The sequence below is a fragment of the Paenibacillus sp. 01T47 genome, from assembly GCF_056398245.1.
Map to the genome: position 1 here is coordinate 36005 of NZ_JBFTPA010000002.1, position 13783 is coordinate 49787.

The following is a 13783-nucleotide window of genomic DNA, read 5'->3' on the forward strand; positions in this document are numbered from 1 at the left end:
TGTGACTTCATTTAAGTTTCGTTAAATGAAGTCTTCCTCTGCCAACTCCAAATTTACGCTCATCGCTATTCGACTGCCGTCTGCCGCAGCAAAAACCAATTGGGATGGCATAAAATAGGAAGCATCACCAGCGATATAAAGACCGGGTATTGAGGTTTTCCCCTTTCCATCCGTTTGAATTCCTCCCAACTCCGTTTTATCACAGCCCAATTGTTCTCCGAACCGCGTGCTTGAAATAAACTTAGGAGTAACGAAACCACCAGCTCTTTCGATGGTAGTTCCATCTGAGAAACGAATATGCTCAAGCTTCCCATTTTGTCCGACGAATGCTGCAATGGGCTGCTCCATGATTACGATCCCCTTTCGTTGGAGCTGTTTTTTTTGTTCGTTCGACAGGTTTTCATTCCCGTTTGTACAGACAACTAAATCCTTGCTCCAATTGAGAAGCAGCTTCACTGTATGAAAAACAGTCGGATATTCCGAAACAACGACAAGCGGCTGATCGCGTAGCTCCCAGCCGTCGCAATATGGGCAATTAAACAAGCTTTTTCCATAAAGCGGGTAAAAGCCTTCGATCTCGGGAAATATTTCTTTTACTCCTGTTGCCAAGATCAATTTACGTGTATGAATGCGAAATCCAGATGAATCAATAAGCTCAAATCCGGCTTCAATTTTACTGACAGAAATCACCTCAGCTTGCCTATGATCGACTGTTGGATAACTCAGCACCTCTTCATAAGCAATGCGGCGAAACTCAGCTGGTGTAACGCGATCCCTTGTTATAAAGCCATGCGATGTATGAGTAACAGCATTTCTTGGACGATTGTTGTCGATCAAAGCAACGCTTCTCCTTGCCCTGCCAAGCATAAGTGCGGCATTTAACCCTGCTGGTCCTCCGCCAATAATGGCACAATCATAATTCATGTAGCTCATCTCCTACTAATGGGATATTAAAGACTCATTATATCTATAATAAAGCGAAAAAAACGCTTATTATCAAGTTCAAGTCCGACATTGAAGACTCGTTATATCTATAATTATTTCAAAAAAGGATTTTATACGATGTTAATTGTACTTCTCCTTTTTCAGAAAAAATGTTCTTAACTTTCAATTTTGGTTTGTTTTTTTGCAATGTCAGCTAATTTCGTTTGTTTCAGATGTTGTTCCATCTTCTCTTCCGCTTCTTTCATTGCAGCTTGAATCAAGCATTCTTCACCATGAACAAAATCACATTCAAATAATGATGTTGTACCCTCAATAGCGTGGATAATATCCAAAAACGTAATGTCGTCCTTTTTGCGTGATAGCCGGTAACCTCCGTTTGCCCCAGAAACGGATTCAATCATCCCTGCTTTGACGAGTCTCGTTAAAATTTTGGAAAGATAAGTAGGTGAAACGTTTTGGGATTCCGCCAGCTGCTTGACGCCTATGGGCTTCAAATTAGAAGCTTCTACAAGCATGAGCATGGTGTGAAGTGCATAATTGGTTGCTTTGGAAAATTTCATGTTCTCACCTCAATTACAGACTTATTGTGTCTATAATACCTATGAAGTCGCTAATATGTCAAGTTGTGAAATATTATTATGTAATTAAGTAGTCTCTTGGTTATTACACTTTACGATCATCATTTTCTAAATGTATTTGATTATAATGCTTCAAAAAATGCTGCTAATTCTTATAAAATAACGAATGAGCTTGACGCAAGCGTCATTAGAGATTTATTTGCAAAAGTTTAATGTACATAAGAAAAACCTCGCTACGAATAGCGAGGTTTATTTTTTAATGAGATGCTGAATATTCTTCTAGCTCGGAAGCTGGATCAAACTTCTCCTTGCTCATAGCAAAGGCAGCTAAAAGAGCAATGACGGAAGGAATGATGGCCCAAGCAAAGGTATGAACGAGTGACGAGGACAGTGCTTCAGTTATTTTATCAAGAATCTGAGAAGGAATGCTCTCCCTTGTCTCAGGTGTCAAAATTTTACTTGGATCACTTAGATCAATGAACTCCGACGTTTGACCGCCGCTGACGAACGATGAAGAAAGCTTATTTGCAAATAAGTTACTTTGAATAATACCAAATACCGTAATTCCAAGCGTCATTCCCAGTTCCCGAGTGAAGCTAAGTGTAGAGCTTGCAGAGCCTCGCTGCCTAGCAGTAAATCCATGTATGGCGGAATTGCTTAGAACAGAAAACGATGAGCCGATGCCAAGACCAACTAAAATCATAAAGATTGTAACCGTAAATCGGGATGAATCGGGTGTTAAAGTAGTCAGTAGAGCCATGCCGCCCACTAGCAGAAACAACGTCGAAATCATGATGGAGCGATAACTAAACTTGGAGAGCAAAATACCGCCGCCAGCAGCGGTGACAACAGATCCGACCATCATAGGAAGCAACACGAGCCCCGAGTTTGTAGCTGAGCCTCCAAGTACCCCTTGAACGTAGATTGGGATGTAAACGGAAGCTGTTATAAATGCTGCACCGCTAAAAATAGCCATTAAATTGCTCGTGGAATAAAGCCGATTTTTGAACATGCTGAAGGTGATGATCGGTTCTTCTGCGCGGCGTTCAATAAATATAAAAGTGACCAATAATACGGCAAAAGCTAAAAACAAACCTATGATCGTGAAGGAGTCCCAATCGTATTTTTTACCTCCTAGCTCCAGCGCGAACATGAGACAAAGAATTGAAGTTACGAGCGTTATTGCGCCCATGTAGTCGATTTTTTGTTTAGAATGCTCAACAGACTCTTTGTAAAAATAAGCAATCATTACAAATGCAATGATTCCTATTGGTAAATTGATGTAGAAAATCCAGGACCAATGAACATAATCTGCAATATAAGCGCCAATTAGAGGTCCGAATATGCTGGAAATACCATACGCAGCACCAAACAATCCGCCTATCTTCCCACGTTTTTCAGGTGCGACCACATCAAACATAATTGTGAATGCAATGGGTACAAGTGCTCCGCCGCCAATACCCTGTATCGCGCGATAAATACTTAGCTGTACAATAGATTCCGCTGTACCGCATAAAGCTGAGCCGATCATGAATACGATAATTCCGAAAACAAAGAAACGCTTGCGACCATACATATCAGATAACTTACCAAATATCGGCATACCAGCCATCTCTGCGATCATATAAGCAGAAGTCACCCACATTAATTTGTCAAACCCGCCAAGATCCCCTACGATTGTCCCCATCGCAGTTGCTAATATGGTGTTATCCATCGATGCCATCAGTGTAGCCAGCAGAAGTGCTGCAATGATTACACCTACTTTATTTCCTTTTGCCATTTCCATTGTTTCTCGTTCCCTCCACTTTGTTCAATTGACAATGTAATTGCCACTCCCTTTTTTATCTCGACGACTGATTGTCTTGAATAAATATAATTATAGTTATAAGTATCTTGATAATCGAGATAATATTATAGTAAGAGGAGCTTCATTTTTTGTCAAGCTATCAATAACTACCGTCAGTTGAATTTTATTGGATGGGAGATATCAGATTGGATTGGAGGGTCACAAGGTTTGAGGGTCACTGTACGATTGATGTAATCACGATTAGAAAGGATGACAACATATGATTTCCTTCTTAACTTTATGTGCGTGCTTCGTTGGCGGCATTATTTATATTTTATACGCAGGAGTAGGTATCATTAGAGATGACGAAATTCAGCAAGACCAAATAATTAGCAATTTTAAATGATAAAGAAGCAAGCCCTGAGGGCTTGCTTCTTTTGTAGTATAGTTATAAATGGCACAAAAACAGTTCCTAAATCCTCGAATATATTCGAAAGAACATAATTATTACTGTTTGTTACTTCCCTTCCTTCACAAACAACTCAATACGATTTTTTATCGAATCTCGGATCTCTGCGAATGCAGTATTGATTTCTTCTTCTGTACCTGTCGCTTTTGCGGGGTCGTCGAAGCCCCAATGCCATCTTTGCGCTTTGTCGTTACTTACAACCGGACAGTTATCGTTAGCATGACCGCAAAGCGTGATGATGTAATCTGCTTGTTTTAAAATTTCAGGATCAATGACATCCGAAGTATGATTGGAGATATCGATGCCTGCTTCTTTCATGGTTTGAACCGCACGGGGATTTAAGCCATGAGCTTCTAGACCAGCACTCATCACTTCATATTTGCCGCTGCCCATTGCCTTCAAAAATCCGTCGGCGATTTGGCTTCTGCAAGAGTTTCCAGTACACAGAAAATAAACGAGTGGTTTGTAGTTCATTATTATCGGCCTCCTATATTCTCGAGTTAACTTTTACGATCTCTTCTTGAAATCTCGTTTTGCCCATTTTCGAGCTAATCCAAGCATTTATTAATATGGCGATTAGAACCAATATAGCGGTAATTACGGCAATCAGCAGCCATACATTAATGCTTGTTGAATGGATGAAATGCAGCCACATATACAACCCTGTTAATGTGATAAAGAGTGTTGGGATCGTGAGAATGATACCCGTTTTAAAATAATTTCCCCATGTGATTTTTACACCCTTACGTGATAATACGTGCAGCCACAAAAGTGTCGCGAGCGATCCGATGGGTGTCATCTTAGGTCCCAAATTACTGCCGATAACGTTGGCATACACCAAAGATTCACGAATGACGCCTTGCGTTGCTGTTCCTTTTATGGCTAATGCATCGATCATCACGGTTGGCATATTGTTCATGACCGAAGACAATATCGCAGCAAGGAATCCCATACCGATAGTGGAGATGAATAGTCCCTTGTCGGCGATGGCTTGTATGACTTTTCCTAGTTCATCTGTAAGTCCCACATTACGAAGTCCATAAACAACCACGTACATGCCAATGGAGAAGATGACAACTGCCCAAGGAGCGCCCTTGACCAGCTTCCAAGTTTGAATAGCCGGGCTGCGTCGAGCAGCTAAAATAAACAAGATTGCAGCGACGCCTGCTATGACGGAAATTGGAACATGAATGTATTGAATTACAAGGTATGCGAGAAGTAACATGGCTAAGATTACCCATGAAATTCGGAACATCTTCTTATCTTTTATGGCTTCAGACGGCTTCTTGAGCTGTTTTAAATCGTAGTGACCTGGGATGCTTTTACGGAAGAACAAAAACAAGACCAGAAGGCTCGCCAGCAGCGAAAAAAAGTTCGGAATAATCATCCGGCTAGCATACTCGATAAAGCCGATTCCAAAAAAATCAACGGAAACGATATTAACGAGGTTACTGATTACAAAAGGGAGCGAAGTTGTGTCTGCGATAAAACCGCTGGCCATAATGAATGGCAAAATCATTTTCTGATCAAATTTGAGTGCACGCACCATCGCAAGCACAATAGGTGTTAAAATAAGCGCGGCGCCGTCATTGGCAAAGAATGCCGATACTGCTGCACCAAGAAGAACAACATAAACAAACATAAGTTTTCCATTGCCTTGTGCGAGCCGCGCCATGTGAAGCGCCGCCCATTCGAAAAAGCCGATTTCATCTAAAAGAAGCGATATTACGATAATGGCTACAAAGGCAAGCGTAGCATTCCAAACAATACCCGTAACCGTACTAACATCAGCAAAGCTTACGACGCCAAACAGAAGAGCCAGAATAGCTCCGGCAGCTGCCGACCAACCAATACTTAGTCCTTTTGGTTGCCAGATTACAAACGTGAGCGTAAGCAAAAAGATTAAAATGGCAATGAGTGTCATACTTCCCCCTGTGTATCACAGCTGTTATTTTTTAAGCCTGCTATTTTTTCTTTCATGGAAGGCAGGTACGGATACACGCACTGTACATAGGCTTCCGCATCCGGATTAAGGGAGTAATATACCCACTGCCCTTTTTTCTTTTCATTTAGAAGTCCGGCTGATTTTAGTTTTCGTAGATGCTGGCTGGCATTTGGCTGAGACATCCCGATAATGTCAGTGATATCACATACACATAGTTCCTTTTCTTTGAGCAGTGCTACGATGGTTAACCGCGTTTTATCGGCTAATAATTTATAAGCCTCGGCCATTTCCTGTATCGTTTGCTCCATATGTAGTACCTCCCTCTGTTTTCTCCCGTTGGCTTCTTTTCATTTCATAATTATATAACTAACTACTTATATAATCAATGGCGAATATGATGAGATGTGAAAATTTCGAGTGTTTATAACCATTCAAAGTCGCCCCTTCTTCCTAAATAAACAAAACAAAGGGCATTAGATTAAATAAATGCCCTTTGTTTTAGGTTGTTTGAAGTAGAACGTTGCTCATACTGGCTACGAAAGTAGACGGAACATTTCGGTATTCCTAGAATACTAGGCAAATTACTTGCTGGAACATCGTATATTATTTCTACTTTTGATCTGGTCCACAGCAACTGTCTCCGCCGCCGACACCAATGCTACAAACACCTGTCTCCGGCAATTCCAGCTCTACTTTACGAGCAGACTCCATATCCCCCACTAAAGCGGCTACAATCGATCTAACTTGCTCATAGCCGGTTGTCATTAAGAAGGTCGGTGCTCTTCCATAGCTTTTGGCACCCACAATGTAAAAATCTTTCTCAGGTTGACGTAATTCGAGTTCACCATGAGGTCTAACTGTACCGCAGCTATGAACGTTTGGATCGATTAGTGGCGCTAACTCATATGCACTTTCAAGACTCGGGTCCATCATCACTCTTACCTCACGGACAAATGATAAATCAGGACGTGAGCCTGTGTTGCATACGATCTCGTCGACACCGTCAATAAAAGCTTTCTCTGATCCAATCGTACCGATAACATGAATTTTCCCGTTACTCTCCTTTAATTCTTCAATATAAAACGAGGTCATCACTTTCAAAATTCCCGATTCTACTAATTTTTGAATTCGATTTCCGAGTTCACCCCTAGCCGGTAATCCATCTAACTCACGTCCGCCATAAACATTCTCAAGATTATGTTTTCGTATTGCCCATACAATTTCAGTCTCGTTTGTTTGCTTTTGAAGTTCGCCAAGTTCCAAAAGTGTATTAATAGCGGAATGACCGCTTCCAACGACAAGGACTTTTTTTCCGCGGTAACGTTCTTCATCCTTTCCGAGCAAATCTGGGATGCCATAATATATTTGATTGCTAAGCGCTTTTTCTTCTAATAAGAACACACCATCCGAACGAAGCGGGTTTGGATTTGACCATGTTCCCGTGGCATCAATAACCGCTCTTGCTTCAAAAAGATGTTGGCTGCCATTTTGGGTGGCGTGAATGGCAAAAGGCAGATCATCACGACCGTTCGTTTTAACTTTACTTAAACCCTTACGGCTAATGGCAGTCACCTTCGTATTCAAATGAATAGACGGACTTATTTCAGAGAGCTCTGATAGAGGCTTTAAATATTGTTCTACAAGTTCTTTCCCTGTTGGAATATCCGTATTTTGTGTTGTGATCCAGTTGGTTAAAAGCAACAATTGTTTAGCTGCTTTATCGATGTTATATTCCCATGGGGAAAAGAGTCTTACATGCTCCCATTTTTTAATATTTGCTCCGATATCGCAACCAGCTTCTAAAAGTAAAAATGACTCTCCTTTTAAACGTAAATGTGCAGCAGCCGCAAGACCTACCGGTCCAGCTCCTATAATTGCAATTGGCAAATTGCTTTTTTCGTTGTCATGTACCTCACAGCAGCTAATTTGGTTAATAGGAATACTTTTCATCATATTATTTCCTCCTCAATATTATTTGCAAATTGCAAGTATTAATGATTTTTAAAGGGATAAATAATTATCCCAGTGTTGTACAACATACTTTCGATTTTGCCATGCTTTCGTTAAGCAATTTTATCGAGTTTATGACCATGTCTTGTTCAAATTCAGACATATGCGAAAAGACCTCTTTTAAATAGTCATTCATTTGGCCATCAATGACTGTTGAAATGTACTTGCCTTCCGTCGTTAACGTTAAAATATTGATTCTCCGGTCTTCAGGAAGTTGTGTTTTCTTCACCAATCCTAACTTCACAAGGCTTTGAACTTGGCGGCTAAACGTCGTGATGTCTATGGATAGTGAATCCGCCACCTGCTGAATCGATGGATTATGTTTTCGATCGATCTCATAAATAATATGGCTTTGAATTAATGAGATATCCACTCCGCCCGCTGTGCAACAATTTTTATCCAGAAGCCCAAACCGGCGAGTCATTATTTGAAACATCTCTCTAGTGTTCTCCACTTGTTTCACCTCTTGATCTATTTATAACGCAATTATTTGCAAAATGCAAGTAAAAATTGAATATTGACCTTTTATTTTTTATCGTCAGAAACTACGCAGAATTATTCAGATGAACACAAAAAAACCAGTAACAACAAAGCTTTTGTCGTTACTGATTTCCACTTCCTGTGCTATTTGTTGTTGTAGCTCACAATCATTTTTTTAATTATTTAGGTTGCTGTCATCATGATCTTCCCAACGTCTTGAATACGCTTTGTTCGTGATCCAGAATGTAATCCATGAAAGAATAGCTACGATTATAAAAGATACGATCCATACGCCGATAGGTACTTGCATATGATTTCCCCCTATATGTTAGCAGTATTTTTTTGATTCCTAATACGTGCAGTTCATTGATATGTGAATTAACGTTTATCATAAAATAAAAAGCGAAAAAACGAACCATCCAAATCGGATGAATTACTACCATCCAATTCGATTGGTTTTCATTTAACTGTCATAGTTAGGTTGAAAACAGCCTCTTTCAGTTTGAAAATCAGTGGTATGATAATCATGACTATAATGTTTTATTTACAAGCAAGGGATGTGAACCTGATGTGGGAACTTGAGAGGAAAAGTAAAATTCCTATATATAAACAAATTACCGATCATCTAGAAAGACGGATTTCCTACGGTGAATTCCCTCCTGGCAGCTTGCTTCCATCTGAGAGAAAATTGGCTGAACAACTAGGCGTAAACCGCAGTACAGTCATTTTGGCATTTGCCGAGCTTCGATCGATGGGGATTATTGAAAGTCAGACAGGCAGTGGAACGCGTGTATCCAAAACAAAATGGGGAGCCACTCCCAAGCACACGCCTAATTGGAGTCGGTACGCTGAGGGCGGCAGCTTTCTACCTAACTTGCCCTTTATGCGAAGAATTCGTGAAGCGCTCAATCAAAACCCCTCTCTCATCGATTTTGCTAGCGGCGAGCTGTCGGCTGATTTGGCTCCTAATGATGAAATTACAACGTTGATGAGCGAGAATAAATATACTTCATATTTGGGTTATGATAATCCTCAAGGGTATATTCCGCTTAGACAAGCATTGGTATCCTATCTAGATCAACATCGGGGTATTAAGACAACGGAATCATCGATTTTGATCACATCGGGATCTCAGCAATCGTTATATTTAATAACCCAGTGTTTGTTGTCGCCTGGCGACGCGGTTGCGATTGAAGATCCTTCCTACTGCTATTCTCTGCCTATGTTTCAATCAGCGGGGCTTAGGTTGTTCCGACTTCCTGTTGACAGTCAAGGGGTATGTCCTGAGGACATTCGTGCTTTATACAAAAAACATCGGATCAAAATGGTGTTCATGAACCCCAACTATCAGAACCCAACAGGTACAGTGTTCGGTGCTGAACGCCGCAAACAGCTGCTTGGCGTCGCAAGCGAGTTGGCGCTGCCTATTGTCGAGGATGACCCATTTAGCTTAACGGACTATGAAGGTTTACCGCCTTCACCGCTGAAATCAATGGATTCAATTGGGTCTGTCCTCTATATCGGTTCTTTTTCCAAAATAGCTGCATCTGGCATGCGAATAGGTTGGATGGTTGCCCCTAACTCCATTGTGGAGAGACTTGCTGACGCAAGACAGCAAATGGATTTTGGACTTAGCGTTATACCGCAGCAGGTAGCGGCACAATTTTTGAAGTCCAATTACTTTGAACCTCATCTTGACCGCTTGCGAATGCAGCTCCAATATAAACGAGATTTACTTATTGAAGCATTGCAGAAGGAACTTCCAGGATTGGTTACGTTCACTGCCCCACAAGGTGGTCTTCATCTATGGTGTAAGCTAGTTCCGGATGTTCACGATGGAAAGCTGCTGGAGGAGTCCATTAAAAGAGGGATTGTTTTTGTTCCTGGTAGTGTGTACGGATCGGATTCTGGTTTCGTAAGATTTACTTTTGCTCGAGCAAAAGAAGCTGAAATTGGTTTAGGAATCTCCAAATTTGCAGATGCGCTGCGTGAGCTTATGAATAGCAAATAGCTTAATAGGAATTAGAAATAACCGCGGAGGTATACCTCCGCGGTTATTATCAACTCGTTAACATGATTTGGCAAGGCGAAACCCAAGGTCGTCAATACAAAATGACGGATGACTGCGACGACGACAAGTAGCTCCGCAGCCTCTCGCATCTTCAGCCCAGCTGCCGCCGCGAAAAATGCGATATGAGCCATATACCTGCTCATCATATAAATCCCAGCACCATTCCCAGACATTTCCTAACATATCATATAAACCCCATGCGTTGGGTTCTTTTTTACCTACTTCATGAATGCTGTCTCCCGAATTTCCATTGTACCAAGCGATTTTATCAATCTCTCCGTATTGATAGCCAGCTGATCCTGCTTTACACGCATATTGCCATTCCGCCTCTGTCGGAAGGCGATAGCCATCAGATTCCCAATCACATTCAATATGATCTCCATCCTGACTGAATGAGTAACACTCTGTTAATCCTGCATTCAGGGACAGTAAATTACAAAAATAGATGGCTTCATTCCAAGAGATATTGACCACTGGCCTTTGATCACTACTTAAAGAAAGAGGAGATTTTTTGGTTACAGCTAAATACAACTCCATCGTTACGGGATAAGGTGAAAGATAAAAGGGTTTAATTTCAGACTTCCATTTTCGTTTCGTCCGGTCATCTCTTAATTCAATTACTCCAGCTGGAATGCTTACCATTGGGTATTCATTATGTTTATTTAGAGCATTAGAAACGGTGATCTCCTCCTTTGATTTTTATGTTTTCCTTCTGTAATCTACCATAAATTAGTGATTTATTAAAACAGTATTTGATATTTCGTTTCCTTATAGAATAGTTAACAAAAAAAGGTACTGTCAGCATGACAGTACCTGCACTACGTATTGATTTAGTAATAGATTGGCAAGCTATAATTACTGTCTTTTAGCCAACATTTCCTTTAAGAACATACCCGTATACGACTCTGCCACTTCCGCTACACGCTCAGGAGTGCCTTCTGCTACTAATTTGCCGCCGGCTGCGCCCCCTTCTGGGCCGATATCGATAACCCAATCGGATTCTCGTATCAGTTCCAGACTATGCTCAACAACGATTACCGTATTTCCAGTATCAACCAGCTTGCTGAGTAAAGTATGGAGCTGCTTAATGTCAGTTGGATGGAGGCCTGTCGTCGGTTCATCCAGCAGGTAGAGCGTATGGTTTTTGGAAGGCTTGCTCAGCTCTTTCGCCAGTCTGATCCGCTGTCCTTCACCGCCAGATAACGTTTTGACCGATTGCCCCCATTTCAAGTAGCCTAGTCCGACTTCACAAAGCATCTCAATTATACCTGTTATTTTAGTTTCTTTTTTGAGAATAGCTAGGCTTTCCTGCACAGACATATTCAGCAAATCCGATATAGAGCAGCCTTCATACTGAACCTGCAGAACCTCATCCGTAAATCGTTTTCCTTTGCAGTCAAGACACTTTACCTCCAGATCAGGCAAGAAGTTCATATCAACGGAAAGCACACCTAGCCCCTGACATGTCTCACAACGACCACCAGAGGTGTTAAATGAGAAATGTTTGGTTGTCAGTTTTCTTTTTTTAGCTTCAGGCAAACCAGCGAACAACTGGCGCAGCTGCGTAAACACATCCGTATACGTTGCTACGTTGGAGCGCTGCACTCGTCCCATGGGTGTCTGGTCAAATATAACGACATTTCCGACATGCTCTAAGCCCGTAATTTTCTTGCACCCTATTCGCTCCAACTCCTTCTGACTTCCTTCTGCTAGGATATCAAAGACTAGCGTGGATTTGCCGGAGCCAGATACACCTGTAACGGAAACGAGACAGCCAAGCGGGAATGCTACAGTTGGAATGTCAACATTACGGAGTTTAGCCTGCTCGATTGTAATAAACTGACCGTTGCCTGCTCTGCGGATGCGTACAGGGGTTGAGCCATTCTCTTCTCTCAAATAAGCGCCTGTAACCGAAAGCTTACTGGACATTAAATCCTCCAGACTTCCTTCGCCTACGACGGTTCCACCGTGCAACCCAGCGCCAGGACCTATATCGATGATATGGTCTGCAGCACGCATCATCTCAACATCGTGCTCGATTACGAGTACTGTATTCCCTAAATCACGAAGCTGCTGAAGTACTCGTATGAGACCGGATGTATCACGGGGATGAAGACCCGTGGTCGGTTCATCCAAAATATAAAGTACTCCGGTTAGGCCAGAACCGAGCAGCGATGCGAGCCGCAGCCGCTGTGCTTCGCCGCCTGATAACGAAACGGTTTGCCGATTCAGAGAAAGATAGCCTAGGCCAACATCAATGATTCGTTTTAGCCTAGTAGGCATATCATGCAGAATGGGTTCGAGCAGATAATGACCTTCAGGCGGGAGCGTCTCTTGTAATTCCTCGGTCCACTTAAATACATCACTGAGTGACCATTCCGATACATCGGAGATGGTTGAGCCGGCTACTTGAACAAGACGAACTTCTTTCTTAAGGCGTGCGCCTAGGCATTCCGGGCAAAGCTGTTCATGAAAAAAACTTCCCTCTTTTTCCGCAGTGCCTGTTTCCCCTTCTTTTTCTTTGTAACGCCTCCATAAACCAGGGATGACTCCTTCGAATTTTGTACCTTGGACAGGCTTCACATTTGGATAATGCCGCTTGAAGGCTTCACTACCGACACCATAATATAACAAATCGCGCTGTACCTCTCCGAAATCCTTTAATGGCTGATCCGGACCAAATGCAAAGCCGTAATGCTTTCCTGCCGCCATCAAAATACGAATTTGAATATCGCGATGAACCCCGTTCAGAGAAGCCACTCCCCCATCGCGCAGACTGAGCTCCGAATTGAAAACGGCTGCTTCATTAATGCTTGCCACATGCCCAAGCCCACTGCAAGCTCCACAGGCTCCTTCTGGCTTATTGAAGGAAAAGTGTGACATTCCTAGCTGCTCAAGCGCTGCTCCGCAGTGAGGACAGCCTATCATTTGATGATCCATTTCCTCATCTTCATCGGCCATTGCACCTATGGGCTCAAATAAAGGAGCTATGTGACCGCTGCAAGAAGGGCAAATCCGCTTCCCTAGTCGCGAGAAGATAAACCTTACAAACGTATAGATATCGGTTACTGTTCCGACTGTTGATCGTGGATTTCGATTGGTAACATGCTGTCCAACGCTGATGGAAGGTGACAATCCTTCGATAGACTCAACCTTCGGCTTCCCTATCGAATCCGAGGTCATGCCCATGGAATCCAAATACTGCCTTTGGCATTCTCTTTGAAGTGTATCCATAGCCAAAGTTGATTTGCCAGATCCTGATGGACCTGTAAGAACGACCAGCTTGTACTTTGGAATTGAAAGGGAAACATTTTTCAGGTTGTTTTCACGTGCACCTTTAATAAAAATGGTATCTTTCATAAAAATCCTCCTCATAATAAATAATTATTCTATGTCTTATAGCATTCCGATCTCAAATATGGATTAAAGTGTTTAGCCATCATGACTAAAGTTTTTGCAAATTATGAATGATTTCGATAGAATGAACTTGATTAAATTC

The 13783-nt window shown here is 41.9% G+C and carries 12 protein-coding genes; 1 reads left to right on the top strand and 11 read right to left on the bottom strand.

Going from position 1 to position 13783, the window contains the following annotated elements; genetic code table 11:
* Positions 1 to 21: 21 nt before the first annotated feature.
* The 9 genes from AC1DOV_RS04115 to AC1DOV_RS04155 form a co-directional block, all read right to left on the bottom strand.
* Entirely contained in the window at positions 22 to 924 is a 903-nt protein-coding gene (locus AC1DOV_RS04115) for an NAD(P)/FAD-dependent oxidoreductase (RefSeq protein ID WP_441883205.1), read from the bottom strand.
* Positions 925 to 1100: 176 nt separating this feature from the next.
* The gene (locus tag AC1DOV_RS04120; protein WP_441883207.1) at positions 1101 to 1505 is read right to left on the bottom strand and encodes an Rrf2 family transcriptional regulator; all 405 of its coding nucleotides are present in this window, start codon (positions 1503 to 1505) and stop codon (positions 1101 to 1103) included.
* Positions 1506 to 1779: 274 nt separating this feature from the next.
* Positions 1780 to 3309, bottom strand: a complete 1530-nt coding sequence (locus tag AC1DOV_RS04125; protein WP_477549246.1) for an MDR family MFS transporter — start codon at positions 3307 to 3309, stop codon at positions 1780 to 1782.
* A 517-nt stretch (positions 3310 to 3826) separates the two neighbouring features.
* A complete protein-coding gene (gene arsC / locus AC1DOV_RS04130; protein WP_477511167.1) occupies positions 3827 to 4252 on the bottom strand; it encodes an arsenate reductase (thioredoxin) in 426 nt (141 codons plus the stop codon).
* 13 nt (positions 4253 to 4265) lie between these two features.
* On the bottom strand, positions 4266 to 5702 hold the full coding sequence (locus AC1DOV_RS04135; protein ID WP_477511168.1) for an arsenic transporter: 1437 nt from the start codon (positions 5700 to 5702) through the stop codon (positions 4266 to 4268).
* Positions 5699 to 6031: an ArsR/SmtB family transcription factor gene (locus AC1DOV_RS04140; RefSeq protein WP_477511169.1), complete on the bottom strand. Its 333-nt coding sequence runs from the start codon at positions 6029 to 6031 to the stop codon at positions 5699 to 5701. The genes AC1DOV_RS04135 and AC1DOV_RS04140 overlap by 4 nt, the downstream gene beginning before the upstream one ends.
* Positions 6032 to 6332: 301 nt before the next feature.
* Positions 6333 to 7676 carry an NAD(P)-binding domain-containing protein gene (locus AC1DOV_RS04145; RefSeq protein ID WP_477549247.1) on the bottom strand — a complete coding sequence of 448 codons (1344 nt, stop codon included), beginning with the start codon at positions 7674 to 7676 and terminating at the stop codon, positions 6333 to 6335.
* 64 nt (positions 7677 to 7740) lie between these two features.
* Positions 7741 to 8187 (bottom strand): MarR family winged helix-turn-helix transcriptional regulator, encoded by a 447-nt coding sequence (locus tag AC1DOV_RS04150; protein WP_477511171.1) that lies wholly within the window; start codon positions 8185 to 8187, stop codon positions 7741 to 7743.
* A gap of 201 nt (positions 8188 to 8388) precedes the next feature.
* The gene (locus AC1DOV_RS04155; protein ID WP_256710766.1) at positions 8389 to 8523 is read right to left on the bottom strand and encodes a hypothetical protein; all 135 of its coding nucleotides are present in this window, start codon (positions 8521 to 8523) and stop codon (positions 8389 to 8391) included.
* A 258-nt stretch (positions 8524 to 8781) separates the two neighbouring features.
* On the opposite strand from AC1DOV_RS04155, the gene pdxR reads away from it, so the two are divergent.
* The gene (gene pdxR, locus AC1DOV_RS04160; RefSeq protein WP_477549248.1) at positions 8782 to 10224 is read left to right on the top strand and encodes a MocR-like pyridoxine biosynthesis transcription factor PdxR; all 1443 of its coding nucleotides are present in this window, start codon (positions 8782 to 8784) and stop codon (positions 10222 to 10224) included.
* 57 nt (positions 10225 to 10281) lie between these two features.
* On the opposite strand, the gene AC1DOV_RS04165 is transcribed toward pdxR, so the two are convergent.
* On the bottom strand, positions 10282 to 10926 hold the full coding sequence (locus tag AC1DOV_RS04165; RefSeq protein WP_477549249.1) for a formylglycine-generating enzyme family protein: 645 nt from the start codon (positions 10924 to 10926) through the stop codon (positions 10282 to 10284).
* 213 nt (positions 10927 to 11139) lie between these two features.
* Complete coding sequence (uvrA, locus tag AC1DOV_RS04170; protein WP_477549250.1) at positions 11140 to 13644, bottom strand: excinuclease ABC subunit UvrA; 2505 nt, start codon at positions 13642 to 13644, stop codon at positions 11140 to 11142.
* Between the last annotated feature and the right edge of the window lie 139 nt (positions 13645 to 13783).

What these genes read in the sequence shown, in the direction of transcription:
- AC1DOV_RS04115 (WP_441883205.1), bottom strand. Translation starts at nt 924, where the DNA reads ATGAATTATGATTGTGCCATTATTGGCGGAGGACCAGCAGGGTTAAAT.
- AC1DOV_RS04120 (WP_441883207.1), bottom strand. Translation starts at nt 1,505, where the DNA reads ATGAAATTTTCCAAAGCAACCAATTATGCACTTCACACCATGCTCATG.
- AC1DOV_RS04125 (WP_477549246.1), bottom strand. Translation starts at nt 3,309, where the DNA reads ATGGAAATGGCAAAAGGAAATAAAGTAGGTGTAATCATTGCAGCACTT.
- arsC (WP_477511167.1), bottom strand. Translation starts at nt 4,252, where the DNA reads ATGAACTACAAACCACTCGTTTATTTTCTGTGTACTGGAAACTCTTGC.
- AC1DOV_RS04135 (WP_477511168.1), bottom strand. Translation starts at nt 5,702, where the DNA reads ATGACACTCATTGCCATTTTAATCTTTTTGCTTACGCTCACGTTTGTA.
- AC1DOV_RS04140 (WP_477511169.1), bottom strand. Translation starts at nt 6,031, where the DNA reads ATGGAGCAAACGATACAGGAAATGGCCGAGGCTTATAAATTATTAGCC.
- AC1DOV_RS04145 (WP_477549247.1), bottom strand. Translation starts at nt 7,676, where the DNA reads ATGATGAAAAGTATTCCTATTAACCAAATTAGCTGCTGTGAGGTACAT.
- AC1DOV_RS04155 (WP_256710766.1), bottom strand. Translation starts at nt 8,523, where the DNA reads ATGCAAGTACCTATCGGCGTATGGATCGTATCTTTTATAATCGTAGCT.
- pdxR (WP_477549248.1), top strand. Translation starts at nt 8,782, where the DNA reads ATGTGGGAACTTGAGAGGAAAAGTAAAATTCCTATATATAAACAAATT.
- AC1DOV_RS04165 (WP_477549249.1), bottom strand. Translation starts at nt 10,926, where the DNA reads ATGGTAAGCATTCCAGCTGGAGTAATTGAATTAAGAGATGACCGGACG.
- uvrA (WP_477549250.1), bottom strand. Translation starts at nt 13,644, where the DNA reads ATGAAAGATACCATTTTTATTAAAGGTGCACGTGAAAACAACCTGAAA.